The organism is Euryhalocaulis sp., from assembly GCF_013911995.1.
In the GTDB taxonomy this organism is placed as follows: Bacteria; Pseudomonadota; Alphaproteobacteria; order Caulobacterales; family Maricaulaceae; genus Euryhalocaulis; species Euryhalocaulis caribicus.
The window spans coordinates 26,729-50,795 of sequence record NZ_JACESD010000018.1; the positions used below are offsets into that span (position 1 = coordinate 26,729).

Annotated in this window: 26 protein-coding genes; 12 read left to right on the plus strand and 14 right to left on the minus strand. The window is 62.9% G+C overall.

The annotated features are described in order from the left end of the window. Nucleotides 1–114 precede the first annotated feature (114 nt). Nucleotides 115–1,374 carry a transcription termination factor Rho gene (rho, locus tag H2040_RS06650; protein ID WP_033310417.1) on the plus strand — a complete coding sequence of 420 codons (1,260 nt, stop codon included), beginning with the start codon at nucleotides 115–117 and terminating at the stop codon, nucleotides 1,372–1,374. 33 nt (nucleotides 1,375–1,407) lie between these two features. Here rho and H2040_RS06655 read toward each other — a convergent pair whose 3' ends face one another. Beyond that, nucleotides 1,408–2,346, minus strand: coding sequence for a class I SAM-dependent methyltransferase (locus H2040_RS06655; RefSeq protein WP_287156181.1), 939 nt, complete (start codon nucleotides 2,344–2,346; stop codon nucleotides 1,408–1,410). Between the two features lie 110 nt (nucleotides 2,347–2,456). On the opposite strand from H2040_RS06655, the gene H2040_RS06660 reads away from it, so the two are divergent. Continuing rightward, a complete protein-coding gene (locus tag H2040_RS06660) occupies nucleotides 2,457–3,074 on the plus strand; it encodes a glutathione S-transferase family protein (RefSeq protein ID WP_287156182.1) in 618 nt (205 codons plus the stop codon). Here the strand turns inward: H2040_RS06660 and H2040_RS06665 are convergent. Continuing rightward, the gene (locus H2040_RS06665; protein ID WP_287156183.1) at nucleotides 3,071–3,961 is read right to left on the minus strand and encodes a glycerophosphodiester phosphodiesterase family protein; all 891 of its coding nucleotides are present in this window, start codon (nucleotides 3,959–3,961) and stop codon (nucleotides 3,071–3,073) included. The two genes, H2040_RS06660 and H2040_RS06665, sit on opposite strands and share 4 nt — an antisense overlap. A gap of 70 nt (nucleotides 3,962–4,031) precedes the next feature. Here H2040_RS06665 and H2040_RS06670 point away from each other — a divergent pair, with 70 nt between their 5' ends. Both H2040_RS06670 and mnmE read left to right on the plus strand, forming a co-directional pair. Beyond that, complete coding sequence (locus H2040_RS06670) at nucleotides 4,032–4,274, plus strand: DUF6489 family protein (RefSeq protein ID WP_022696853.1); 243 nt, start codon at nucleotides 4,032–4,034, stop codon at nucleotides 4,272–4,274. Beyond that, nucleotides 4,271–5,581: a tRNA uridine-5-carboxymethylaminomethyl(34) synthesis GTPase MnmE gene (gene mnmE / locus H2040_RS06675; protein WP_287156185.1), complete on the plus strand. Its 1,311-nt coding sequence runs from the start codon at nucleotides 4,271–4,273 to the stop codon at nucleotides 5,579–5,581. The genes H2040_RS06670 and mnmE overlap by 4 nt, the downstream gene beginning before the upstream one ends. Nucleotides 5,582–5,646: 65 nt before the next feature. Here mnmE and H2040_RS06680 read toward each other — a convergent pair whose 3' ends face one another. Next, nucleotides 5,647–5,949: a DsrE family protein gene (locus tag H2040_RS06680; protein ID WP_287156217.1), complete on the minus strand. Its 303-nt coding sequence runs from the start codon at nucleotides 5,947–5,949 to the stop codon at nucleotides 5,647–5,649. On the opposite strand from H2040_RS06680, the gene H2040_RS06685 reads away from it, so the two are divergent. From H2040_RS06685 to H2040_RS06705, 5 genes are read left to right on the plus strand one after another with little or no spacing between them, the layout of a single operon-like run. Beyond that, nucleotides 5,893–6,261 carry a hypothetical protein gene (locus H2040_RS06685; RefSeq protein ID WP_287156218.1) on the plus strand — a complete coding sequence of 123 codons (369 nt, stop codon included), beginning with the start codon at nucleotides 5,893–5,895 and terminating at the stop codon, nucleotides 6,259–6,261. The genes H2040_RS06680 and H2040_RS06685 overlap by 57 nt on opposite strands. Nucleotides 6,262–6,319: 58 nt before the next feature. Beyond that, on the plus strand, nucleotides 6,320–8,194 hold the full coding sequence (gene mnmG, locus H2040_RS06690) for a tRNA uridine-5-carboxymethylaminomethyl(34) synthesis enzyme MnmG (protein ID WP_287156186.1): 1,875 nt from the start codon (nucleotides 6,320–6,322) through the stop codon (nucleotides 8,192–8,194). A gap of 8 nt (nucleotides 8,195–8,202) precedes the next feature. Beyond that, on the plus strand, nucleotides 8,203–8,817 hold the full coding sequence (gene rsmG / locus H2040_RS06695; protein WP_287156188.1) for a 16S rRNA (guanine(527)-N(7))-methyltransferase RsmG: 615 nt from the start codon (nucleotides 8,203–8,205) through the stop codon (nucleotides 8,815–8,817). Then, entirely contained in the window at nucleotides 8,810–9,625 is an 816-nt protein-coding gene (locus tag H2040_RS06700; RefSeq protein WP_022696858.1) for a ParA family protein, read from the plus strand. Before rsmG ends, H2040_RS06700 begins: the two co-directional genes overlap by 8 nt. After that, nucleotides 9,622–10,497, plus strand: a complete 876-nt coding sequence (locus H2040_RS06705) for a ParB/RepB/Spo0J family partition protein (protein WP_287156190.1) — start codon at nucleotides 9,622–9,624, stop codon at nucleotides 10,495–10,497. The genes H2040_RS06700 and H2040_RS06705 overlap by 4 nt, the downstream gene beginning before the upstream one ends. On the opposite strand, the gene holA is transcribed toward H2040_RS06705, so the two are convergent. The 4 genes from holA to H2040_RS06725 are packed head-to-tail and all read right to left on the minus strand — an operon-like array spanning nucleotide 10,487 to nucleotide 15,149. Further along, nucleotides 10,487–11,548 (minus strand): DNA polymerase III subunit delta, encoded by a 1,062-nt coding sequence (gene holA / locus H2040_RS06710; protein ID WP_287156191.1) that lies wholly within the window; start codon nucleotides 11,546–11,548, stop codon nucleotides 10,487–10,489. The two genes, H2040_RS06705 and holA, sit on opposite strands and share 11 nt — an antisense overlap. Continuing rightward, a complete protein-coding gene (lptE, locus tag H2040_RS06715; protein WP_287156192.1) occupies nucleotides 11,545–12,039 on the minus strand; it encodes an LPS assembly lipoprotein LptE in 495 nt (164 codons plus the stop codon). Before lptE ends, holA begins: the two co-directional genes overlap by 4 nt. Then, nucleotides 12,036–14,621, minus strand: coding sequence for a leucine--tRNA ligase (leuS, locus tag H2040_RS06720; protein WP_287156193.1), 2,586 nt, complete (start codon nucleotides 14,619–14,621; stop codon nucleotides 12,036–12,038). Before leuS ends, lptE begins: the two co-directional genes overlap by 4 nt. 54 nt (nucleotides 14,622–14,675) lie before the next feature. Next, a complete protein-coding gene (locus tag H2040_RS06725) occupies nucleotides 14,676–15,149 on the minus strand; it encodes a DUF3576 domain-containing protein (RefSeq protein WP_287156194.1) in 474 nt (157 codons plus the stop codon). Between the two features lie 244 nt (nucleotides 15,150–15,393). On the opposite strand from H2040_RS06725, the gene H2040_RS06730 reads away from it, so the two are divergent. Next, the gene (locus H2040_RS06730) at nucleotides 15,394–15,843 is read left to right on the plus strand and encodes an NtrZ family periplasmic regulatory protein (protein WP_152485797.1); all 450 of its coding nucleotides are present in this window, start codon (nucleotides 15,394–15,396) and stop codon (nucleotides 15,841–15,843) included. On the opposite strand, the gene H2040_RS06735 is transcribed toward H2040_RS06730, so the two are convergent. After that, a complete protein-coding gene (locus H2040_RS06735) occupies nucleotides 15,840–16,451 on the minus strand; it encodes a thiamine phosphate synthase (RefSeq protein ID WP_287156196.1) in 612 nt (203 codons plus the stop codon). The genes H2040_RS06730 and H2040_RS06735 overlap by 4 nt on opposite strands. Here H2040_RS06735 and H2040_RS06740 point away from each other — a divergent pair. Continuing rightward, the gene (locus H2040_RS06740; RefSeq protein WP_287156199.1) at nucleotides 16,450–17,121 is read left to right on the plus strand and encodes a YggS family pyridoxal phosphate-dependent enzyme; all 672 of its coding nucleotides are present in this window, start codon (nucleotides 16,450–16,452) and stop codon (nucleotides 17,119–17,121) included. The two genes, H2040_RS06735 and H2040_RS06740, sit on opposite strands and share 2 nt — an antisense overlap. Here H2040_RS06740 and H2040_RS06745 read toward each other — a convergent pair. After that, nucleotides 17,118–17,624 carry a L,D-transpeptidase family protein gene (locus H2040_RS06745; RefSeq protein WP_287156201.1) on the minus strand — a complete coding sequence of 169 codons (507 nt, stop codon included), beginning with the start codon at nucleotides 17,622–17,624 and terminating at the stop codon, nucleotides 17,118–17,120. The genes H2040_RS06740 and H2040_RS06745 overlap by 4 nt on opposite strands. An 80-nt stretch (nucleotides 17,625–17,704) precedes the next feature. On the opposite strand from H2040_RS06745, the gene H2040_RS06750 reads away from it, so the two are divergent. Further along, entirely contained in the window at nucleotides 17,705–18,391 is a 687-nt protein-coding gene (locus H2040_RS06750) for a response regulator transcription factor (RefSeq protein ID WP_287156203.1), read from the plus strand. A 335-nt stretch (nucleotides 18,392–18,726) separates the two neighbouring features. Here H2040_RS06750 and H2040_RS06755 read toward each other — a convergent pair whose 3' ends face one another. The 5 genes from H2040_RS06755 to H2040_RS06775 form a co-directional block, all read right to left on the minus strand. Beyond that, the gene (locus H2040_RS06755) at nucleotides 18,727–19,545 is read right to left on the minus strand and encodes an exodeoxyribonuclease III (RefSeq protein WP_022696869.1); all 819 of its coding nucleotides are present in this window, start codon (nucleotides 19,543–19,545) and stop codon (nucleotides 18,727–18,729) included. Nucleotides 19,546–19,919: 374 nt separating this feature from the next. Continuing rightward, the gene (locus H2040_RS06760; protein ID WP_287156206.1) at nucleotides 19,920–20,600 is read right to left on the minus strand and encodes a LolA family protein; all 681 of its coding nucleotides are present in this window, start codon (nucleotides 20,598–20,600) and stop codon (nucleotides 19,920–19,922) included. 80 nt (nucleotides 20,601–20,680) lie between these two features. Beyond that, nucleotides 20,681–21,289 (minus strand): thioredoxin domain-containing protein, encoded by a 609-nt coding sequence (locus H2040_RS06765; RefSeq protein ID WP_287156208.1) that lies wholly within the window; start codon nucleotides 21,287–21,289, stop codon nucleotides 20,681–20,683. Nucleotides 21,290–21,329: 40 nt separating this feature from the next. Then, complete coding sequence (locus tag H2040_RS06770; RefSeq protein WP_287156209.1) at nucleotides 21,330–22,178, minus strand: hypothetical protein; 849 nt, start codon at nucleotides 22,176–22,178, stop codon at nucleotides 21,330–21,332. A 77-nt stretch (nucleotides 22,179–22,255) separates the two neighbouring features. Beyond that, on the minus strand, nucleotides 22,256–24,067 hold a 1,812-nt coding region (locus tag H2040_RS06775), incomplete at its 5' end, for a DNA translocase FtsK (protein WP_287156216.1).

The window sequence follows — 24,067 nt, forward strand, 5'->3', positions numbered from 1 at the left end:
TCCGTCCTGGATGACGAAGACGACTTCGACGGGGACGATGAAGACGAGGATTTTGACGGTGAAGACGAGCCGATAGACCGGCCGAAGAAGATTCGCGACGCGGATCTTCCGGAGATGATCCAGCTCAACGAGCTGAAAGAGAAATCTCCCACCGAGCTGCTGACATTCGCCGAGCGTCTGGAGGTCGAGAACGCCTCCAATATGCGCCGGCAGGACATGATGTTCGCCATCCTGAAGGAACTGGCCGAACGCGATGTCCACATCCATGGCGAGGGCGTTCTGGAAGTGCTGCAGGACGGCTTCGGCTTCCTGCGCTCGCCGGAAGCCAATTATCTTCCCGGACCGGACGATATCTATGTCTCCCCGGCGCAGATCCGGCGTTTTGCGCTTCGCACCGGTGACACGGTGGAAGGGTCCATCCGCTCGCCGCGCGACGGCGAACGCTATTTCGCGCTGCTCAAGATCCACAAGATCAATTTCCAAGAGCCGGAAAAGGCCCGTCACAAGGTCAATTTCGACAATCTGACGCCGCTTTACCCGGATGAGCGATTCCATCTGGAATCCAACGATCCGACGGTGAAGGACAAGTCCGCGCGCGTGATTGATATCGCCGCGCCGCTGGGCAAGGGTCAGCGTTGCCTGGTCGTGGCCCCGCCGCGCACCGGTAAGACGGTGATGCTGCAGAACATCGCCAAATCCATCGCGGAAAATCACCCCGAATGCTTCCTGATCGTGCTGCTGATCGACGAGCGGCCGGAAGAAGTGACCGACATGCAGCGCACGGTGAAGGGCGAGGTCGTGTCCTCCACCTTTGACGAGCCGGCGACGCGGCACGTGGCGGTCGCCGAAATGGTGATCGAGAAGGCCAAGCGCCTGGTCGAGCATGGCCGCGACGTGGTGATCCTTCTGGACTCCATCACGCGCCTTGGCCGCGCCTATAACACCGTGGTTCCGAGCTCCGGCAAGGTGCTGACGGGCGGCGTGGACGCCAACGCCCTGCAGCGTCCGAAACGCTTCTTCGGCGCGGCGCGGAACATCGAGGAAGGCGGCTCGCTGACCATCATCGCCACGGCGCTGATCGATACCGGTTCGCGCATGGACGAGGTGATCTTCGAAGAGTTCAAAGGCACCGGCAACTCCGAGCTGGTTCTGGACCGCAAGGTCGCGGACAAGCGAGTCTTCCCGGCCATCGACCTGACCAAGTCCGGGACCCGGAAAGAGGAGCTCCTGGTTCCCAAGGAGCACCTGCAGAAGATGTATATCCTGCGGCGGATCCTCAATCCGATGGGCACGATGGACGCCATCGAATTCCTCATCGACAAGCTCAAGAGCTCGAAGACCAACGACGATTTCTTCGAGAGCATGAATACCTGATAAGGGCGGGGGCCTTTCGGCGGCTGGCGCGCGCTACCAGGCGTGATCCAGCCGCAACTCCTCCAGCGCCGGGTCATGCTGATAGGCGCCGGTTCGCTTGATCGTTCCGAAAATCATCGCTGAGCGCGCCTCGCGGTCGACAAGGTTCTGCTTGTCGTGCCGGTCGTGGTCGAACAGATCGAAGGCCGGACCGGCCGCGCTGCTTTTCAGGGCGTCGTAATCCAGACCGTAGGCGGCGGCGTCCATCTCGTGAAAGCGTTTGAGCGCCCAGGTATCCTCATAGCCGATGACGGGCTCATTCGTGGCCCGGCAGACAAGGACGACGCGGCAGACATCATCCGCGCCGCGCCATATGACGTCCTCAATCCGCATGCGGAACATGCGCACCCAGTAATCGAGGGTGCGGGCGCTGACCTGGAAATAGTTCGAGCCGGGATAAAGCTGGCCGCGGTAATTGAATTTCATATTGAAATTATTGGTCACGGAGACCGAAGTCTCGATCAGCATGACGCCATTTTCGCGCAGGAAGGACCGCGCCATGGCGATGCCGGCCAGCGGATCCATCATGTGATAAAGCACGCCGGCAAAATTCACGAAATCAAACACCGGGGCGACATTGCGATCGCCCATCACGCGCTTGAGGTCCTGAAAGAAATGCCCGCCCAGATAGGTGACGGGCGTTTCATAGGCCCGGGAGACGGCGCTGATCCGGTCTGCCAGGTCCAACCGGTCATAGGCGACGACTTCTTCGGCGCCGAGGCGCATCATCGACACCGCGCCGGCGGCTTCCTGGGTTCCGATATCGAGGCAGCGCGCGCCGGAAAGATCAATCCGTTTCAGGGTTTCGCGCAGCATGGCCAGGGTCATGCGCGGTTTTCCGGGGGTCATGTCTCCGGGCTCAAGCTCGATCCGGTAATACCAGGACTGGCCGTCATCCTCTTCGATGTCGGTCTGGTCTGTTGTCGTTTCCACGGGTTTCCGGCCTCTTCTGGTCATCGGTATCGAACCGGTCCGACTTGAACCGGCGGCGCGGAGCGTCCTATAGGCGATGCCAAGGCCAGCACCAAGAAAGGTTCGCCGTCATGACAATCACGATTTTCCATGCGCCCCGCACCCGCTCGATCCGCGTCCGCTGGCTTCTGGAGGAGATGGGCCTGGATTATGACCTTCACCGTGTGGAGTTCACGCGCGGCGATGTTGGCGGCGAGGACTATCGGAAGATCACGCCGCTCCAGAAAGTGCCCGCCATCAAGGACGGCGATGTCGTGATGGTCGAGTCTATTGCAATTTTACAATATATTACAAGGCGTTACGGACCAACCGAGCTTGCGCCTATGGCGGAGGATGCGGCCTATCCGGATTATCTGCAATATCTGCATTTCGGCGAATCCGGCATGAATATCTATGTGTCGATGCTACTGGGACACACCGCGCTTCTGCCGGAGGAGCAGCGGGTTCCGGGCATCGCAAAATGGGCGGAAGCGGAAACGCGCAAATGCCTGGGCGTGATCGATCACGGGCTGAAGGGCCATGACTGGCTGGCCGCGGACCGCTTCACGGCGGCGGACATATCGGTCGGCTATATGCTGTTCCTGCTCAAGCTGATCGGCAAGCTGGAGCCGACGGCGACCCCGGCGATCATGGATTACTGGGAGCGTCTGACGGCGCGCGAGGGATGGAAAGCCGCAGCGGCGGACTAGGGCGCGGCGCAGGAAAAAGAATCGGGCTGCATGTCTGCGCCATAGAGCGTTCGCGCCGCGCGGCGCCAGTGATCGGTCACAATGAGGCTCGCGCCGGCGTTGCGCGCGCGTTGCAATTGCGCGGCGTCGAAACGTCCTAATGCGCCGTAAATGATTGAAATATCGTGGCTTTTTATATTTTTCCAAAGCGTGAAGTCTGGCGCGCGGGTTCCGGTCCAGGCCAGGAGATTGCTCGCGGGGGGTCCATATTCGAGCACGTCGTCCAGATCGCTCTGACTATATATCGGGGCGGAAATCATAAGCGCGGAGTCCAGCGCGTGGATTCTGCGCGCCTCTTCCAGATCGTCTGCGATGATGACAACCTCCTCACGCGCGCCGGCTTGGGCGATCGCTTCAAGAACGGGTTCCAGCGGCGTATCCTTTATGTCCAGCTCCAGGATGGCGGTTCCGTCCGCCCAGTCCAAAGCATCAGACAAGGCCGGGACGGAAAAGCCGGTCGCGCGCCCGTCGTTGTCACGGAGCTTTATGGCGTCGAGTGTTTCACGTGAAACACGCTGCAATGGTCCGGCGCCGGTGGTCGTCCGGTCCAGCGTGGCGTCATGGAGAAGATAAAGCGTCTCATCGGGGCCTTGCCGAATATCAATTTCCAGCAGAACGGGCGCGCTGGCCGTGACCGCGGCGAAAGTTTCCAGCGCATTTTCGGGATATGCGGACGATGGCCCGCCTCGATGAGCCGCCAGCAGGGTAACGTTATTTTCGCGCAGGCATGCAAAAAAGGCCGGGCCGCCCGCATCATCGGCCGCCGCTCCAAGCGATATGCGCGGGTCCGAAGGACGGCCGCAGGCGGCGATAAATATCGTGATGGCGATGAGGCAGGCAGCGCGCATATGGTTCATTCTCCCGCCGAACAGGCTACATAAGGTCTGCCGAGCACTAGCGCGAAAGGATGGCGCCGCGATGAAAGTCACTGTCGATATCGACTGTACGCCCCAGGAGGCCCGCAGTTTCTTCGGTCTGCCCGATGTGGAGCCGCTGAACAAGCAACTGGTCGAAGAGATGAGCAAACGCATGGGCGCCAATATGGAAATGATGGAGCCGGAAGCTCTGATGCGGCACTGGATGAGTTTTGGCGGGCAGATGTCGGACCAGTTCCTGGATCTCATGCGGGCCGCTTCCGGCGGAGCCTCTTCCAGGAAGTGACGCGGCCCACGATCTATGCTCTGGCCACGGCGCCCGGCCGCGCCGGTGTTGCCGTGATGCGTGTCAGCGGCCCGGAAGCCGGGCCGGCGCTGGAGCGTCTGACCGGAGAACGGGGCGCGCCGCGCGCCGCGCGGTTGACCAGAATTGAAGGTCAGGCCGGGCTGATTGATCGGGGGCTGACGCTCTGGTTTCCCGCGCCCGGGAGTTTTACCGGAGAAGATGTCGCCGAGTTTCACGTGCATGGCGGCCCGGCGGTAATCGAGGCGATGGCGGAAGCCTTTGAAGCCATTGGCTTGCGGCAGGCCGGGCCGGGGGAATTCACGCGCCGGGCTTTCGAGCACGGGAAGATGGACCTGACGGAGGCCGAAGGACTGGCCGACCTGGTCAATGCGGAGACCGCGGCTCAACGCGATCAGGCGCTGCGTCAGATGTCCGGCGCATTGAAGGACATCTATTCCGACTGGCGGGACCGGTTGCTGGCCGTGACGGCGCAGGTCGAAGCGGAAATCGATTTTCCTGACGAGAGCGACGTTCCGGACGCGCTCGCCGGCCGGGCCGGGCCGGAGCTGGACGCGTTGGTCAACGCACTCAAGGCGCACCTGGACGACGCCCATCGCGGCGAACGGGTGCGGGACGGCTACCGCATTGCGCTGATTGGTCCGCCCAATGCCGGGAAATCAAGCTTGCTCAACCGGCTTTCGCGGCGGGAGGCGGCGATTGTCACCGAAATTCCCGGCACGACGCGCGATATTGTCGAAGTTCATCTCAATCTCGGCGGCTATCCTGTCATCGTCGCCGATACGGCGGGGCTGCGCGAAACCGCGGACCGGATTGAAGCTGAAGGCGTGCGGCGGGCGCTGGAGCGCGCGGAGAATGCCGATTTGCGCATAGGCGTGGCCGATGCGGCGGATCCGCAAACGGCAGAGGCCGTCCGATCACGCTTGAAGTCCGATGACATACTGGTCTGGAACAAGTGCGACGCGGCCCCCGCGCGCCAGGACGAGTCAATCCACATATCCGCCCTGACGGGCGAGGGGGTCGAGGCGCTGGAGGCGGACCTGACCCGGCGGGTGACAAGCGTTCTGGGCGGCGCCGGCGCGCCAAGTCTGACGCGGCAACGGCACAGGCGCGGCGTGCTGCGGGCGCTTGAGGCACTTGAGCGCGGACGGATGCGTCTCTCGGATGCGCCGGAACTGGCTGGGGAAGATTTGAGGCTTGCCGCGCGCGCACTGGAAGAGATTACCGGGCGCGTGGACGTGGAAGACGTTCTGGGCGAGATCTTCGGCCGCTTTTGTATCGGGAAATAGAGTGTTTCACGTGAAACATCCGGTCTGAGGCAGTCCAGAATGTTTCACGTGAAACAAAAGGGCCGTCAAAACGGATTGAGCGTATATCCGTCCTGTTGCAGCAATGCGTGGGCCGTCATTGCCGATAGAGCCATTTCAACGCCGGGAAGCAGATCATTGGCCGAAACGCCCTGAGCCGCCGCGCTCTGGCCGCAAACCTCAATGCTGACGCCATAATCCAGCAGAGCGGCGACAAGCTCGGCGTTAGCATTGGGTTCGCCGGCCCCGGCCTCGTAAACATCCGTACGGGTCAAATCTTTCACCGCGCCGCCATGAATGACGAGCGCGAGCTGGATATTCGCTTCAGGGACGCCGTTCTCGACATGCATATCGATAAATCGCGTTGCGCTGACCAGCGCGCGATTAAGCTCGCCAGGGTCCGCGCGTTCGGCAATATCGAAGGCCACTTTGAAGGCGGCGTTGTCGGGAAGCGGTCGCGCCGTCTCCACGGTTGCGACCTGGCTGTATTGGGGGAACAGGGGACCGGGATGGAAGGCCGGATTCTGTATTGCCTGCGCGGCGGTACCGGAGGCTGCGAGGGCAAGAAAAGCAAGAGCGGTCTGGACCATGATTTACCCCTGTTGATGGATCGGCCGAGCGTTTCACGTGAAACACCGGCCGGCAAGCTGGCGCGGGACTGAAGATTGCGCGGCGCCTTTGCCTTGCGCGGAAAACCCCTCGACGTATATCAAGCGCCTGATGAGCGCGCCTAATTCATACGACGTCATAATAATCGGCGGCGGCCATGCCGGCTGCGAAGCTGCGGCGGCGTCTGCGCGGATGGGCGCGGCGACGCTTTTGCTGACGCACAAGCTTGAGACAATCGGTGAAATGTCCTGCAACCCGGCCATTGGCGGGCTCGGCAAAGGCCATCTGGTGCGCGAGATCGATGCGCTGGACGGACTCATGGGGCGGGTGGCGGATGTATCGGGCATACAGTTCCGGCTTTTGAACCGCTCCAAAGGCCCGGCCGTGCGCGGCCCGCGCACCCAGTCGGACCGCGCCCTTTACCGCAGCGCCATGCAGAAGGAGATCGCCGGGACAGAGAATCTGACCGTGATCGCCGACGCGGTGGACGACTTGATCGTTGAGGGCGGCCGCACGGCCGGCGTGATCTGCGAGAGCGGGGCGGAATATCGCTCGGGCGCGGTTGTCCTGACCACCGGAACGTTCCTCCGCGGCATGATCCATATCGGCGAGCGGCGGATTCCTGCGGGCCGGGCGGGCGAGAAGCCGGCGGTAACGCTGGGCGAGCGGCTATATGCGCTGGGCTTGGATATGGGCCGCCTTAAAACCGGCACGCCCGCGCGGCTGGATGGATCCACCATAGACTGGGACAGTCTGGAGCGTCAGGAAGCCGACGCGGATCCGGTTCCGTTCTCCTTTATGACCGAACGGATCACCGTGCCGCAGATTGCTTGCGGGATTACCTATACGAATGCGGAAACACATCGCATTATCGATGAAAACATAGGAAAATCAGCGGTTTATAGCGGCAGCGTCGCGGGCCGCGGGCCGCGCTATTGCCCCTCGATCGAAGACAAGGTCGTCAAATTTGCCGATCGCTCGCGCCACCAGATCTTTCTGGAGCCGGAAGGACTGGATGATGACACCGTCTATCCGAACGGCATTTCCACCTCGCTGCCCGAAGATGTTCAGGGCGCCTTCCTGAGAACGATTCCGGGGCTCGAGAATGCAAAAGTAAAGCGCCACGGCTATGCCATCGAGTATGACTATGTCGATCCGCGCGAGCTTTACCCCTCGTTGGAGGTGAAGCGTTTGGCGGGTCTGTTCCTGGCCGGGCAGATCAACGGCACGACCGGGTATGAAGAGGCCGGCGCGCAAGGCCTCGCGGCCGGATTGAACGCGGCGCGCAAGGCGTCTGGCGGTGACGCGGTCATCTTTGACCGCTCGGAAGCCTATCTGGGGGTGATGATCGATGATCTGGTCACCCGCGGCGTTACCGAGCCCTATCGTATGTTCACCTCCCGCGCCGAATACCGGCTGCGCCTGCGCGCTGATAATGCAGACCAGCGGCTGACGGGACTGGGCGAAGCGATCGGCTGTGTCGGGCAAGAGCGGGCGCGCATGTTTCACGTGAAACAAACCGCGCTTGAAGCCGCGCGGGCTTTCGCGAAGGAAAAATCGCTGACACCCAATCAGGCGCGGCGGCACGGGCTGGGCGTCAATCAGGACGGGCAGCGCCGCAATCTGCTGGACCTGCTGGCTTATCCCGATGTCGCGCTAAGCGATCTGGCGCGGGTCTGGCCTGAAATCGCCGAATGGCGGTCCGATGTGGCGGAGCAGATCGAGATCGAGTCGGTCTATGCCGGATACATGGAGCGCCAGGAGGCCGACATCGTGGCTCTCAAGCGTGACGAGTCGCTGCAAATTCCGGCCGATCTGGATTATGGGCGTGTCGGCGGCCTGTCCAATGAGGTTCGCGAGAAGCTGGAGCGCGCGCGTCCTGTAACGCTGGGTCAGGCGGGGCGTATTGAAGGCGTGACGCCGGGTGCATTGACGGCGTTGCTGGCGCATGTCCGCAAGCGCGGCGATGACCGCAAGCAGGCCTGAGCGGGACTTTGGATCAGAAACAGATCTTTGCGGAGAAAGCCGGCGTTTCAGATGAGACGCTGAACGCTTTTGAGGCGTGGCATGAAGCGCTGACGCGCTGGAATAGCCGGGTGAATCTGGTGGGCCGGTCAACGCTGGATGATTTTTGGATCCGCCATGCCCTTGATTCCATTCAGGTATTTCAGTGCGCGCCTGAGCCGGGGCGCTGGATCGATATCGGCGCCGGGGCCGGGTTTCCCGGGATCGCTGTTGGAATCATGCAAGCGGCGGCCATGGCGGGAGAGACCCATCTTGTTGAAACCAATGGCAAAAAATCCGCTTTCCTGAGAGAGGCTGTGAGGGAAACGGGCGCGCGGGCCAGCGTGCACGCAAAGCGTTGGCAGCAGGTCCCGGCCGAGCGTTTCGATGTGGTGACGGCCCGCGCCTTCGCGCCAATGCCGGACTTGCTGGAAGCGGCGTTCGCATTCTGGGGCGACGGCACGATCGGAGTTTTCCCCAAGGGAAAAGGCTGGCGCGAGGAAATGCAGGCCGCCAGCAGGGATTGGCGCTTTGACGCGAAGCCTATCCCGAGTATCACCGGAGACGGGGCGATTTTGGTCGTAACGGAGCTGCGCCGTGAGTGACGGGACAAAGGTCATCGCCATCGCGAACCAGAAGGGCGGGGTGGGGAAAACCACTACGGCCATTAATCTGGGCACGGCGCTGGCAGCTTCGGGCCGCAAGGTTCTGCTGATCGACCTGGACCCGCAGGGCAACGCCTCGACCGGGCTGGGCCTGGAAAAAGCCAAGCGCAAGATCACCGCCTATGACGTGGTCGTTTCCGAATACGATCTGGAAAAGGCGATTCAGCCATCCTCCATCCCGGATCTCGACCTTTTGCCCTCTGACGTAGAGCTTTCCGGAGCGGAGCTGGAGCTGGCCTCCACACCGCGGCGTTCCTACCGTTTGAAGCATGCAATAGACCGGCGCGACCGCATGGTCGCCCGGGAAGAAGCCGAACGCTATGATTTCATCCTGATCGACTGCCCGCCTTCGCTGAACCTGCTGACCGTGAACGCGATGACGGCCGCCGATTCCGTTCTGGTGCCGCTGCAATGCGAGTTTTTCGCGCTGGAGGGGCTGACCCAGCTGATGCGGACGATCGAGCTGGTGCGGTCCAGCCTGAATCCGGATCTGGAAATCGAGGGCGTGGTGCTGACCATGCATGACCGCCGCAACCGCCTGTCCGACCAGGTGGCGGACGATGTGCGCGACTATTTCGGCGAAAAGGTCTTCGAGACGGTAATTCCGCGCAATGTCCGCGTGTCCGAAGCGCCGTCCTTCGGCAAACCGGCCATTGTCTATGATTATGAATGCGCCGGCAGCCGCGCCTATTTGCGCATGGCGCGCGAGCTGTTGCGCCGGCAGCCCAGCGAAGCGGAGGCGGCATGAGCGAGAAACAACGCACGCGCGGTCTCGGCCGGGGCCTCTCGGCGCTGTTGAGCGAGCCGGAAGCCGAACGTGAGGAATTGCCGAAAGAAAGCCGCGAGATTCTCGAGGGCGCGCGGCAGATTCCGATTGAGCTGATACGGCCCAACCCGGCGCAGCCCCGCCGCACCTTTGACGCCGAGGATCTGGCGGACCTGTCCGCCTCGATCAAGGAGCGCGGGGTGCTGCAGCCGTTGCTGCTGCGGCCGACCGAGGACGAGGAATTCGAGATTGTCGCGGGCGAGCGGCGCTGGCGCGCGGCTCAGAAGGCGGGCCTGCATGAGGTTCCAGCGGTCATCCGGCGCCTGACCGACGCCGAAACGCTGGAAATTGCGATCATCGAGAACGTCCAGCGGGCGGACCTCAATCCGCTGGAAGAGGCGGACGCCTATGACCGCCTGATGAAGGATTTCTCCCGCACGCAGGCGGAAGTGGCCGATGTGGTGGGCAAATCACGCGCTCATGTCGCCAACATGCTGCGCCTGCTGAAGCTTCCGGCGCCGGTTCGCAAGCTGCTGTCCGACGGGGCGTTGAGCGCGGGCCATGCCCGCGCGCTGGCCAATGCCGATAATCCGGAAGCGCTGGCCCGCCGCGTTGTGAAGGAAGGGCTTTCGGTTCGCGCGGTCGAGGACCTGGCGCGAAAACCGGAGACCGCGAAGAAGAAAAAGCCGGCAACTAAAAGCAAGGACGCCGATACCGCGGCGCTGGAAGCCGATATTGCCTCGGCGCTGGGCCTTTCGGTGGATATTCGCCACAAGGGCGAAGCGGGCGAATTGCGCCTCAGCTATAAATCGCTGGAACAGCTGGACGATCTGTGCCGCCGGCTCACCGCCTGAAGCGCGCCAGCTTGGCAATCGCCAGGACCAGCTCTCCCGCCACCGCGTCATCGGGAAGACCGCTGGTCTTGGCCTGTTTCTCGGCCGCATAGACCGCTTGCGCTGCGCGCTCCAGCGCATCGCTGCGCCAGTTATTGAGCGCCTGTCCGAAGGCGCGTTGGCGCATGAAGAAGACCGGCGGCCGAAGCGCCTTCATGGCGTCGCCCGCGCTGCGCCCGCCATCCATCATGGCCCGGGCCTGATGCAAACGGGAGATATGCCGGGAGGCGGCGCGAATGACGCCCACGGGCGAGCCGCCCGCGGCCAGCGCCCGCCGCAGCGCCGCATCGGCCGACCGGGCATCGCCCAGGGCGGCGGATTCAATGATGTCGTCCATGCTGGAATCCTGCATGGCGCCCAGCGTGGCGGCGATATCGGCGGCTGTAACCTCATCCTCTCCGTCAGGGCGCGTGTCTTTCAAGCCTTTGTAAAGTATCAGCTTTTCTATTTCCTGCCGCGCGAGGCCGCGATCCTGGGAAAGGGTGCGGGACAGGGGCTCGCGGGCATCGCGGGACAGCGACAGGCCTTCCTTCTGAAGCGCGGTTTCGGCAAGGCTGAGGGCGTCAGCCGCGCTGTCCGAATAACAGCCGATGGCCGCCGATGTCTTGGCGGCTTCGAAAGCCTTGCGGATTTTCGACCGGGGCGTCAGATCGCCCGCTTCGACGATGATTTTTGCTTCAATTTGCGCCGCGCCCTTGTCGGCGTCGGCGATCAGGTCGCTCACGGACCCGGCGCCGGCCTCGGTGGTCAGGCGTACGCGAACTAGCCGGGCGCCGCCGGTGAGAGACATGGCCGCGGCCTCGTCCGCCAGTTTGGCCGGATCGGATTTCAGGTCGGATTCGGTGAGGGTGGCCACGGCAAAGGGGTCATCTGACGCGCCGCCCCAGAGTTTGGCGAGATCCTGCGCGCGCTCCCGCACCAGGCCATTATCCGGGCCAAAGAGCAGGACGGCGACCACGCCGTCATCAGGCTTTTTCAGAAAACGCTCGGCGGCTGCGCCGGAGAGCTTCACGGCGCCTCATTCTCCCGGAACCAGCGCGCCAGCTCCATGGTGATCAGGCTGGCGGCGTCGCGGGCGGCGCGCTCCTCGCTGTCCTGTTCGGCGCGAATGGCGCCATAGGGGTCGGACGGCACATCAAAGGCGGAATCGCCGATGACATTGCCGCGGGTCAGGCGTTCGCCCGTGCGGGCGTCGAATAGGGCGTAATCGACATCCATGAGGATTTCATAGCGCGTCGCGATATCGGCGATGGTCACGCTCTGCGCGCGGCGCTGCATGTCGATCCGGGTTTCCAGACGATAACGCGGGTCGGCGTCCCAATTGCCGAGGGAATCGCGAAGCGCGAGGTTCAGCGAATAGGCGGGCCGGCCTTCGCCGGTCGAAACCGCGATGCCGGAAAGGCCGGAGGCGACGCCTGTGCGTTCGGCATAGAGCGGCTGGAAACCGCAGGCCGAAAGGCCGAGGGCGGCGAGAGAAGCGAGAATAACGGCTATCCGAGTCATGATGCGACGATATTAACGATTTTATCCGGCACGACGATCACTTTTCTGACTGTGAGGCCTTCCAGCGTGCGCGCGATCTTCGGATCGGCCATGGCGCGCTTTTCGGCCTCTTCCCGCGCCAGCCCTTTAGGCGCTTCGATTTCCGAGCGCCTTTTGCCATTCACCTGCACCGGCATGACAATCACGTCCTCGGCGGCAAGCGCCGGATCATGTTCCGGCCAGGCCGCCTCGCTGGCCAGGCCTTGGCCGCCTGCGCGCGCCCAGCATTCTTCCGCCAGGTGCGGCGCGAACGGCGCGATCAGGCGGATCAGGATGCCCAGCGCCTCGGCGCGCGCCTCGCCATGATCACCGCCAATCTTCCGCAAAGTGTTCACAAATTCATAGAGCTGGGCGACGGCGACGTTGAAACGGAAAGTCTCGATCGCCTCGGTCACGGCGGCGGCGGCCTTGTGGGCCGCGCGGCGGATCTCCAGCGCGTCTCCCTCTGCGTCTTCGGCCACGGTCAGCGGACCGGGCGCGTCCTCCGGGGTCGCGTCGGCCAGCGCCCAGACGCGCTGGATGAAACGCGCCGCGCCTTCAACGCCCTGTTCGGTATATTCGACATCGCGTTCCGGCGGTGAGTCAGACAGCACGAACCAGCGGGCGACGTCCGCGCCATAGGCGTCGACGAATTCGTCCAGATCGACGACATTCTTCTTCGATTTGGACATCTTTTCGATAGCGCCGGCAGTCACGGTCTCGCCACTGGCGGTCTCGACCCATCCGCCTTCGCGGCGCTCTACCTCGTCAGGCGTCAGCCAGCGACCGTCGCCGGCTCGATAGGTCTCATGCGTGACCATGCCCTGGGTGAACAGCCCGGCAAACGGCTCGCCGCTTTCCAGTCCCAGATAGCCGCAATCGCGCATCGCGCGGGTGAAGAAGCGGGCATAGAGAAGGTGCAGGACGGCGTGCTCCACGCCGCCGACATATTGATCGACCGGAAGCCAGTAATCGGCCTTTTCACGCTCGACCGGCGTGTCTTCGGCCTTGGGCGAGCAAAAGCGCGCAAAATACCAGGCGCTGTCCACGAATGTGTCCAGGGTATCGGTTTCACGCAGCGCCTCGCCGCCGCATTGCGGACAGGCCGTGTGCTTCCAGGTCGGATGCCGTTCCAGCGGGTTTGACGGGGAATCAAAATTTACATCTTCGGGAAGCTCGACCGGCAAATCTTTCTTCGGCACCGGGACCACGCCGCAGGACTCACAGCGTATGACCGGAATCGGGCACCCCCAGTAGCGCTGACGGGAGACGCCCCAGTCGCGCAGACGATAGGTCGTCGCGCCTTCGCCGAGGCCCAGACCCTCAAGCTTTTCAATGGCTTTCTCTATGGCCGCTTCCGTGGAAAGGCCATCGAGAAAACGTGAATTATAAATCACACCGTGGCCGGTATAGGCTTCGTCCGTGATTTCATGGGTTTCTGCATTCGCGTCGGGGGGGAGCACGACCGGCGTTACGGGCAGGTCATACTTGCGCGCAAAGTCCAGATCGCGCTGGTCGCCGGCGGGCGAACCGAAGATCGCGCCGGTGCCGTAGGTCGAGAGGACGAAATTCGCCGTCCAGACCGGCAGCTCCCAGTCCGGATCGAACGGGTGACGCACGGTCAGGCCAAGATCGACGCCCTTTTTCTCCGCACGTTCGATCGCTTCTTCCGAAGTGCCAAGGGCGGCGCATTCTTTCGCGAATTCGGCGACTTTCGGATTTGTTCTGGCGATCTCGCGCGTCAGCGGGTGATCGGGGGCCAAAGCCAGGAAGCTGGCGCCGAACATCGTATCGGGGCGCGTGGTGAAGACGCGCAGGGCTTCCGGCGCGCCGTCCGGCGCATTGCCGCTCAGCGGAAAATCGACATGCGCGCCGCGGGAGCGGCCGATCCAGTTGGCCTGCATGGTGCGGACCTTGTCCGGCCAGCGGTCCAGCGTGTCGATCGCGTCCAGAAGGTCGTCCGCATATTCGGTGATCTTGAAGAACCACTGCTCCAGCTCGCGCGTCTCGACCGGGGCGCCGGAGCGCCAGCCCTTGCCGTCGACGACCTGTTCATTGGCCAGAACCGTGTGGTCCACCGGGTCCCAGTTCACCTTGGCGGTGCGGCGATAGGCGAGACCCTTTTCGAGAAACGCCAGGAAAAGTTCCTGCTGGTGGCGGTAATATTCGGGGTCGCAGGTGGCGAATTCGCGGTCCCAGTCGATGGCAAGGCCCAGCTTCTGCAGCTGGCCGCGCATTACCTCGATATTCTTCCAGGTCCAGTCGCGCGGATGCACCTTGCGGTCGCGGGCGGCGTTTTCCGCCGGCAGGCCGAACGCGTCCCAGCCCATCGGGTGCAACACATTGAACCCGCGCGCCGATTTATAGCGCGCCACAACGTCGCCCATCGTGTAGTTGCGCGAATGACCGACATGGATGCGCCCGGACGGATAGGGAAACATCTCCAGCACGTAATAGCTGTCGGCGCCGCCGGCCTCCGCGGGGGGCTTGGCGTTAAACAGGCCGCGCTTTTCCCACGCGGCCTGCCATTTGGGTTCGGACTTGGATGGATCGTACCGGCTCAACGGAAAGAGCCTCCGGAAATTTTCGGCCGGGTCAGCCTTTGGGGGTCAGATCGTCTATTCGAAGCGGGAAATGCGCAACTGGCGCGCGCGCGTCAGGATAGCGTTCTCGATCTGGCGCGGCGTGGCGGGGTCGACATCGGCATCCACCCAGGCGCCGCCCTGACGGGCCTGCTTGAAGATGGAAACCTTCAGCGCGTCGGCGCGCAGCGTGCGGTCGAGAATATAGACCGTCGCCTTGAAGCGTTCCTGCGGCTGGTCGGGGTTGGAGTACCACTCCGTGATGATGACGCCGCCGAACGGATCGACTTCGCTGAGCGGCATGAAGTCCAGCGTGTCCAGGCTGGCGCGCCACAGATAGGCGTTGACGCCGATGGAGGCTTCGTCATTACCGCCGCCGAACAGACCGCCCCGCGTATTGGAGGCCGCGGCTTCGCTTTCATCGTCGCCGTTGAACGGGTTGAGCGCGCACCCGGAGACCAGAATGGCTCCGGCGGCGGCGAGTAGAATGTGGCGGGCAGTCTTGTTCATGGAGGTATGATCTCCCGATCACGGTTGAAATCGCATGGCAGAGAGGCTGTATAGCATCTCAACAATCATACGCCAGCGGGGCCGCATGGCTTTTGTGCATAGCGCGCCTGAGGCGCGAGTCGCGGCATTTTCGCCACAGCTGACGCGCGAATCTGAAATGTCATTGAAATGACTCTGTAAATCCAGATGCGTTTGACTATATGATGAGCGTTCGAAGGGAGTTTATTGTCTAACCGTCATGACCATGTCGCGCTTCATATCCTCCGCTGCGCTGGCCGCCGCCCTTTTCGGGGCCGCAGGCGTTGCGCATGCGCAGGAAAATGAGGAATCGGCGGTGGTTGCGGCGGCGGAAGACACGGCGGCGTCGCCGGACTCCGGCCTTCCCTGGTATCAGAATTTCACTCAGGATTCCGACGCCTACGACGTGACGGGCCGCGCGCTGCGGGGCTCCGGGTCGGAAGTGATCTGGTCTACGGGCTCGCGCTGGGATTTCCGCTTCGGACTGGATTCCCGTGAAGCTATTGATGCGGAACAGCGGCTGGACGGCGTGCGCGCCGGGGCGTTCTTCAGCATCACTCCGCGCATGCGGGTTGGCGGCGAGCTGGGCTATGTCTCCCGCGACGAAAACCCGATCCTGAACCAGCGCGAGGAAGACGCGCCGCAGGTGAAGGTCGAAACGGCCCTGCGCTTCTAGGCTTCGTTCAGGGCGTCCATCGCCCCGATCCCCGACAATCCGGAATTTTCCAGCCGCTTGGCGTTGTGCGGATTCAATCCCCCGAGCGCGTAGAGCGGGATCGACGATTCCCTGGCAAGCGCGCGCACGCGAAAAACCCCCAGCGATCTGCGCGCGCTGGCGCTGCGCGTCTCAAACACCGGCGAAATGAAGGCGAAATCCATGCCCGCCGCAGCGGCGCGCCTGAGGGCTAGGGGCGTATGCGCGGCGGCGCTATTGACCGCAAACCGGTTCGTTACAACCCGCCGTGCGCGCGGCAAGGCCCATTCCGGCCAGTGAACCCCGGTCGCCCCGACCGTGTTTGCCAGTTCCGGATCGGCTGCAATCAACAGGGTCAATCCATGATCCCGCGCGGTCTCGGCCAGCGCGGCGGCCTCCTCCGCCCGCCCCGCCTTGCCGAAATGACGATAAATGACCCCGCTGCCCGGTGGCAGGGCGCGGGCCGCCGCCGCCGGGTCGGGCGTGCGTTGCGGATCGGTGAACAGGAACAGCGCCGGCGCTGTTCCTGCGCCTTTCATACGGGCGGTCAGGCTTGCCAGCGCATCCGCCGGACCATATCTCGCCTGCATGACCGATCCTTCAATCGCTGAAAATTTCGACGCCGTTCGCGCCCGTATGGATGAGGCCGCTAAAAGCGCCGGCCGCGCCATGAACGATACCAGTCTTGTCGCCATCTCCAAGAAGCAACCGGAGCCGCGCATCGCGGCCGCGCTGGAATACGGCCATCGCCTGTTCGGCGAGAACCGCGTTCAGGAAGCGCAGGAACGCTGGGCTGACCGCCGGGCGGACTACCCGGATCTGGAATTGCGGCTGGTCGGGCCGCTGCAATCCAACAAGACGGGCGATGCGGTGGCCCTGTTCGATGTGATCGAGACGCTGGATCGGGAGAAGTTGGCGAAAACGATTGTGAAAGAAGCCGACAAGCAGGGCCGGATGCCGCGCCTGTATGTGCAGATCAATACCGGCGAGGAAGACCAGAAAGCCGGGATATCGCCCGCAGACGCCGATGCTTTCCTGGAGACGGTGCGCGAGACGCACGGCTTGCCGGTGGAGGGACTGATGTGCATTCCGCCGGTGGGCGAGGCGCCGGCCATGCATTTTGCGCTTCTGGCGAAGATCGCCAGACGAAACGGTCTGGATAAACTCTCAATGGGCATGAGCGGAGATTACGAGACCGCGATCCGCTATGGCGCGACCAGCGTGCGCGTCGGCTCCGCCCTGTTCGGGGAGCGGCCCTAGGCCTTGAAGACTTCCAGCGTCGTGGCCGCATCGGCCCGGCGAAGAACCTCAAACATGTCATCGCGGGCAATGGCGACGCAGCCCAGCGTCGGCTTGTAACTCTCTTTTTCCAGATGAAAGAAAATGGCGCTGCCCCGCTCTGGTTGAGGCGGGGCGTCGTTATGCGCCAGCACCACGATAATGTCGTAGAGCGGGTCTTCTCTTGTCAAAGTCTCCGCGCTGGCCGGATAGGGCAGGCGGATCGGGCGATTATAGGCCGGGTCGGAGGCCGCGTCGCACCAGCCGTCATCGGCCCGGGTCGCGCGGCAGGGCAGCGCCGTTTGAGGCCGCTCCAGCCGGTCGGCGCGATACAGAACCCGGCGCAGGCGCCAGACGCCCAGCGGCGTCGCGCCATCGCCTTCACGTTTGTCTTCGGCCGCGATAACGCCGCCCTTGCCCAGCGCGCAGCGGGTTTCGCGTTCGCCGATCACAAAACGGTTATCGCTGAAGGCCTGAAGTCTCACGCCGTGTTGACCCCGCTGATTTCCGAAACAGGTTACAAGCAATTGCCGGAACGCGTCTCCGGCGGCATGATCGCGAATCAATGACACCCAAAAAAACCATCCTGATCGTCGAAGACGACGAGGATATGCGCGAGGCGCTGGCCGAGCAATTCCAGCTGCACGAGGAATTCGACACGCTGGAAGGCGCGGACGGCAGTGAAGGTCTTGCCATTGCGCGGGACACGCGCCCTGACCTGGTCATTCTGGACGTAAACCTGCCGGACATGGACGGGCGGGAGGTCTGCCGCCTGATGCGCAAGGCGGAGGTCAGCGCGCCGATCCTGATGCTGACAGGCGAGACCTCTGACGCGGACCAGATTCTGGGGCTTGAGTCCGGCGCCAATGACTATATCGCCAAACCGTTCAAGTTCGGGGTCCTGCTGGCCCGGGTCCGGGCGCATCTGCGCAGCCATGAACAGAGCGAAGACGCGGTCTTCAGGGTGGGGCCGTACGAATTTCGTCCCGCCGTAAAGATGCTGGTGACCGAGGCGGACAAGCGCATCCGCCTGACGGAAAAAGAAACCTCGATCCTGAAATATCTCTACCGCGCCGGCGCCAAAGCAGTGCCGCGGGAAGAGCTGTTGCACGAGGTCTGGGGCTATAATGCCGGGGTCACCACACACACGCTGGAGACCCATATCTATCGCCTGCGCCAGAAGATCGAACCCGATCCCGGCAATGCGCGCCTGCTATTGACCGAAAGCGGCGGCTATAGGCTGTCGCCCTGAGAGTCTTTCCAACGTCTTCGAGCTGCTTGATATTCTCGATGGAGCTTCGGGTAGGTAAGGCCATGAACAAAGAAAAATAGGCCGCCTATTAACGCTAGTAGCCCACCTTGAATTTTCTCCGAGATTTGAGTTCTGAATAAAATCCAAACCGCAACCCCCGCGCCAACAAGAAGCGCCAATCTAGACAAAATCAATTTAAGCGGCGGAAACCCCAAGGACCATGTCAACCCATCGTGTATCTCTGATTCTAGCTGACGCCAAACCCCATAAAAGAATAGAGAGCCAGCAAGCATATAGAGAAACCACATGGCAGCGTTGATGAACAACTTGGTGCCCTAGAGTTTCATCGTCAGCTGGACCGGCGCGTGGTCCGAGGGCTTTTCCCAGTCCCGGGCATGGCGGTGGATGACCAGGGCGTCGCGGCCATGCGCTGTGGCGGCGTCTTTCAGCGCGGGCGTGACCCAGAGATGGTCGAGGCGGCGGCCGCGGTTTGATTTCTTCCAGTCCCGATTCCGGTAGCTCCACCAGGAATAGAGCTTTTCGTCTTCGGGATAGACCGCCCGTGCGACGTCAATGAAATCGAACGAATCCTGAAGCTTCGCCATGCCCTCTGTCTCGACCGGGGTATGGGAGACGACTTTCAGGAGCTGCTTGTGCGACCAGACGTCGTTTTCATGCGGGGCAATGTTCAGGTCGCCGCCGATCACGATGGGCGTATCCGGGTTTTCCGCCTTCCGTTTGGCGAAATAGGCGGTCATGCGCTCAAGGAAATCCAGCTTGTGCGCGAAACGCGGATTGATCTCGGGATCCGGCTCGTCGCCGCCGGCCGGAACATAGAAATTGTGAAACTCGATGCCGTTGATGCGCGCGCCGGCGTGTCGCGCCTCGTCATTGCGGCAGAACGGGTCGCAATCCAGTTCCTCGATCGGGTGTTTCGAAGCAATGGCGACGCCGTGCCAGCCTTTCTGGCCACGCACCATCAAGTGAGGAAAGCCGGCGTCTTTCAGCGCCTTCTCGGGAAACTCGCCGTTCCGGCACTTGATCTCCTGCAGCATCAGAACGTCCGCCGGGGATTCGGCGGCGTATTTCTGCACGCTGGGCGCGCGCAGGCGGACAGAATTGATGTTCCAGGAAGCGACTTTGAAATCGGGCACGATGAGTTTCCGCTGGCTGAAATGGTAACGGGCGGGGCGGGTTGGTCCGCCCGTCCTAGCATGGATAGGGCCGAAAAAAAGCGCCCCGGTCTCCAGGGGGAGAGCCGGGGCGCGACACCAGTGCTGTCCATCTTCCCGCAGGAGGGGAATCCGGCGCGGGGGCATGAAGCGATCAAGGCCGAGTTACGGGGGGGACGATCCGGCCTTGTTTGCCTCCACATGGTTCAGCCGTTGCATTAGAACAACAGCGCAATAGAAAATCAAATGAAAATTCTGAAATGTCTGTTGCCTGTATCATCCGGGCCACATGGGGCGAACGAATCACCCGCCCCCGTTCCGCGGAATATGATTTAAGGCATCGTCATTTCAGTGACTTAGCGCCGCCCACGCCGGTCGTCCGCCTGATCCCCGTCCAGTGTAAACAGGCGCGGGTCGAGACTGGAGGCGCGGCGGACATCGGTCAGGGCGAAGCGGGTCTCCTGTCCCAGCGCGTCGGTGGCGATCCATTCGCGCAATTCCAGGGAGGGGCTGCTGAAATACAAGGTCAGCACGCCCTCGAATTCACCTTCGGGATCGCTGAGAGTCACAAAGGTGGAATCCCCGGACGTCCCGGCGGCTTCGACCTGCGCGTCCTCGGTCAGGTTCACATCCGATTTCAGCAGATAATAAAGCGGCGTGGACTTCAGCGAGACGCGATCCGTGGTCTCCAGCTCCTCATCCCGCTGCGCCACGGTCATGCCGTCGGCCACGATCAGAAGCGGATAATTGTCATAGTCGAAACGCGCCTTGCCCGGGCGGTCCAGATAGATTTCGCCCTCATAGGCGGATCCGTCCGGATTGATCTGCACGAAGCGGCCCTGAACCGCGTTCAGATTATCCAGATAGGCGTTCACGCGCTCGACAACTTCCGAATCCACCTCGCCCGAGGGTTCGGGCAGGGCGTCCGCCGCGGTTTGGTGCGGCGCGGCTTCAGGTGTTTCAGCGGCGGCGTCCAGACCGGCCGCGGCGGGCGCGGCGCTCAGGACCGTGGCGGCCAGAAGGGCTTTGATAAGCATGGCGATACCTCGCAGTGATTTCACCGGGGAATATACGAATCGGGAATGACCGATTCGTGGCCGCCGCGTTCAGATGCGGTTCACTCGTCCGAGGCCGCCTCGACCACAGCGCGCCAGTCATCAATGGTCGTCAGCTTGTCGCCGCCCACCGGCTCGCCATTGACCAGGAAGCTCGGCACGCCGGTAAAGCCATAGGCGTCGGCCGCCGCGCCGCCGCCATTATAAAGGCTTTCGGCCAGCGCCTGGTCGGTCATGCAGATTTCGGTTTCTTCGGCGGACAGGCCCGCCTCGGCGGCCGTTTCCTCAAGGAAGGGCTTGGGGTCGCCGGCCTTGGCCTGTTCGATCCATTCATGCTGCTGGTTGAAGATACGGTCGGCCGCGGCGCGGGAATCCGGCGCGCATTCGATCACCATCATTCCGGCGACGGACATGCCGACAGGCTGGCTGGGCAGGCCGCGGATGATCAGCTGCATCTTGCCCGGCTCGATCAGGTCCTTCTCGATCAGCGGCAGGGCGTCGCGATAGAAATCGGCGCAATGCGGGCAGGTGGGCGACATATAGGCGTGCACGATGACCGGGGCGTCCGCCTCCCCCAGGGTAACCAGATCGGTCTGACCCGGCGGCGGGGCGGTTTCAGCGCCCGCCTGGGCGAGCGTGAGGGCGGCGAGAAGCGAAAGCAGCATCGTCATGGAGCATCCTTGATCGGCGCGAATTTAAAGGTGTTCTAGCCTATTCTTCGGGCGGTCCGTAAGCGCTGACCGCATTCATGCCATAACGCGCCAGAAGAATTGTTCCGGTGGCGGCGTGATAGCCCAGATCATTGGCGCCGATGCCCGCCTCGCGGCTGTCAGCAAAGGTGATCACCGCTCCATCGTCGGAAAGATGGTGCAGCGCGCCGCTGATATCACTCAGGAAATATCCGCCCTCACGGGCTTTCTCGATCCCGTCCAGCGCGCCCAGCCCGTCTGCGAGCACGCTTGCGTCCCCGGTTTCGTAATCCACGGATAGCACCGCGCCTGCGCGTATGGTCAGGACCAGAAGCCGGTCCGGCTCGGCCAGCAAGCCGTTGGCCCGGGTAAAGATGTCTCCGCTTGCCCAGAACTCAGCCTCGCCGCTCTCGATGCGATAGACGCCGCCCCGCAACATGTCGGAGACATAGATTGTCCCGTCTTCGGCAACGGCGACGTCATTGAGGAACTCGGCCCCGGACGCGGTCACGCGGCCGATGATTTCGCCGCTCTCCAGGTCGATGGAAACCACTTCGTCGATATCGGCGACATAAAGGACGCCGTCATGCGCGCGCATGCCCTTGGGCGCGTTCAGGCCTTCGACCCAGCGCAGCGTTTCAATCTCTCCATCCAGCGTGAGAAGCGAGAGGAAGCCGTCGCCGTCCTTCTCCAGCGCCTCACCGGAGATGCTCGAAACCACGGCCCGGTCCCACCCTTCCGGCACATAAACGCTTTCAGGATTGGAAAACCCGACCACATTCCATTTGTGAACCGGGGTTTCATCCTGCGCCGCCGCCGGACTGGCGGCCAGCGAGATGGCAAGCGTGGACAGGATTGCGCGAACAAACATGGCCGCCTCCATTCCGTTGAAGGCGAAGCTTATGGCGGTGATGTCAGGGCGAACAGGCGCCGCGGGGTGAAACTTTGTTAATCGGCGGCGTGATCGCCGACAAAGATTTCGCGGCGTCCGGCGTGATCTGCCGGTCCGATGACGCCCTGCTCTTCCATCTGTTCGATCAGGGTCGCCGCGCGATTATAGCCGATGGAAAGGCGGCGCTGGATATAGGAGGTCGAGGCCTTGCCGTCGCGCGCCACCACCGCCACGGCCTTATCGTAAAGCTCGTCGCCCGTGTCCTCGTCCAGGCCGAACATGCCGCCGCCGGCGCCGTCCTCCGATTCCTCGGTGACTTCTTCCAGATAGTCGGGCGCGGCCTGTGATTTCAGGTGCTTGGCAATGCGCTCCACCTCGCGGTCGGAAACGAACGGCCCGTGCAGACGGCGCAGGCGCCCGCCGCCCGGCATGAACAATAAGTCGCCCTGCCCCAGAAGCTGCTCCGCCCCCTGTTCGCCCAGAATGACCCGAGAATCGATCTTGGAGCTGACGGAGAAAGAAATCCGCGAGGGGAAGTTTGCCTTGATGACGCCGGTGATGACATCGGTGGAAGGGCGCTGCGTGGCGGTGATCATGTGGATCCCCGCGGCTCTCGCCATTTGCGCCAGGCGCTGTACGGCCCCTTCGATATCCTTGCCCGCCACCAGCATCAGGTCCGCCATTTCGTCGATAACCACGACGATGAAAGGCATGGGTTCGGGTTCTATGGCCTCGGTCTCGTAAATCGGCTGGCCGGTTTCGCGGTCATAGCCGGTCTGAACCGTACGCTCCAGCGTCTCGCCGCTCTCCATCGCCTCGGCCACGCGGGCATTGAATCCATCAATGCTGCGCACGCCCAGCTTGGCCATCTTGCGGTAGCGGTTTTCCATCTCCCGCACCGTCCATTTCAGCGCGGTCACGGCCTTCTTCGGGTCCGTTACGACCGGCGAGAGGAGATGCGGGATGCCGTCATAGACAGACAGCTCCAGCATCTTGGGGTCGATCATGATGAAACGGCACTGTTCCGGCGACAGGCGGTACAGCAGGGACAGGATCATGGAGTTGATCCCGACCGACTTGCCCGACCCGGTGGTGCCCGCGATCAGCAAATGCGGCATGCGCGCCAGATCAGCGACAAACGGTTCGCCTTCGATGGTCTCGCCCAGCGCCAGCGGAAGGTCGCACTTGGTTTTCTCATATTCGCTGGACGCCATCAGCGCGCGCAGGAAGACCGTTTCGCGCTTGCGGTTGGGCAACTCGATGCCGATGGCGTTGCGCCCGGGAATAACGGCGATCCGTGCGGAAGTAGCGCTCATGGAGCGGGCCACGTCGTCGGCCAGATTGATAACGCGGGAGGATTTGACGCCCGGCGCGGGCTCGAACTCGTAAAGCGTCACGACCGGGCCGGGGCGCACCTCGCCCACCTGGCCGTCCACGCCGAAATCGGACAGCACGTTCTCCAGCAGCTCGGCGTTCTGGCTCAGGGATCGCTCGTCGACCGAATGGCTGCGCGCGGCGGGCCGGGTCAGATAATCCAGGCGGGGCAGTTCAAAATCGCCGCCCTCCACAAGCGGAAGGACAGGTTGCGCCTCGCGTTCCTCGCGTTTCGAGGGCGCGGGTTTCTTGATCTTCGTCTTGACCGTGGTCTTGCGCGCGGGCTTTTCGGGAGCCGGCTTGGCCGCCGCGCCGCCGGGGCGGCGCACTGCGCGCCCCTGCTCGGGCGCTTCGCTTTCATCGTCTTCAGTGGCGAACTGGCTGGAAATGGCTTCCGCTGCCCCGCGGGCGCGATCGCCCGCGCGGCTGGCTTCGCGCATGGCGTGCCGCAAATCGGCGGCCGTGACGCCAAAACAAAGGAACAGGGCGATGGT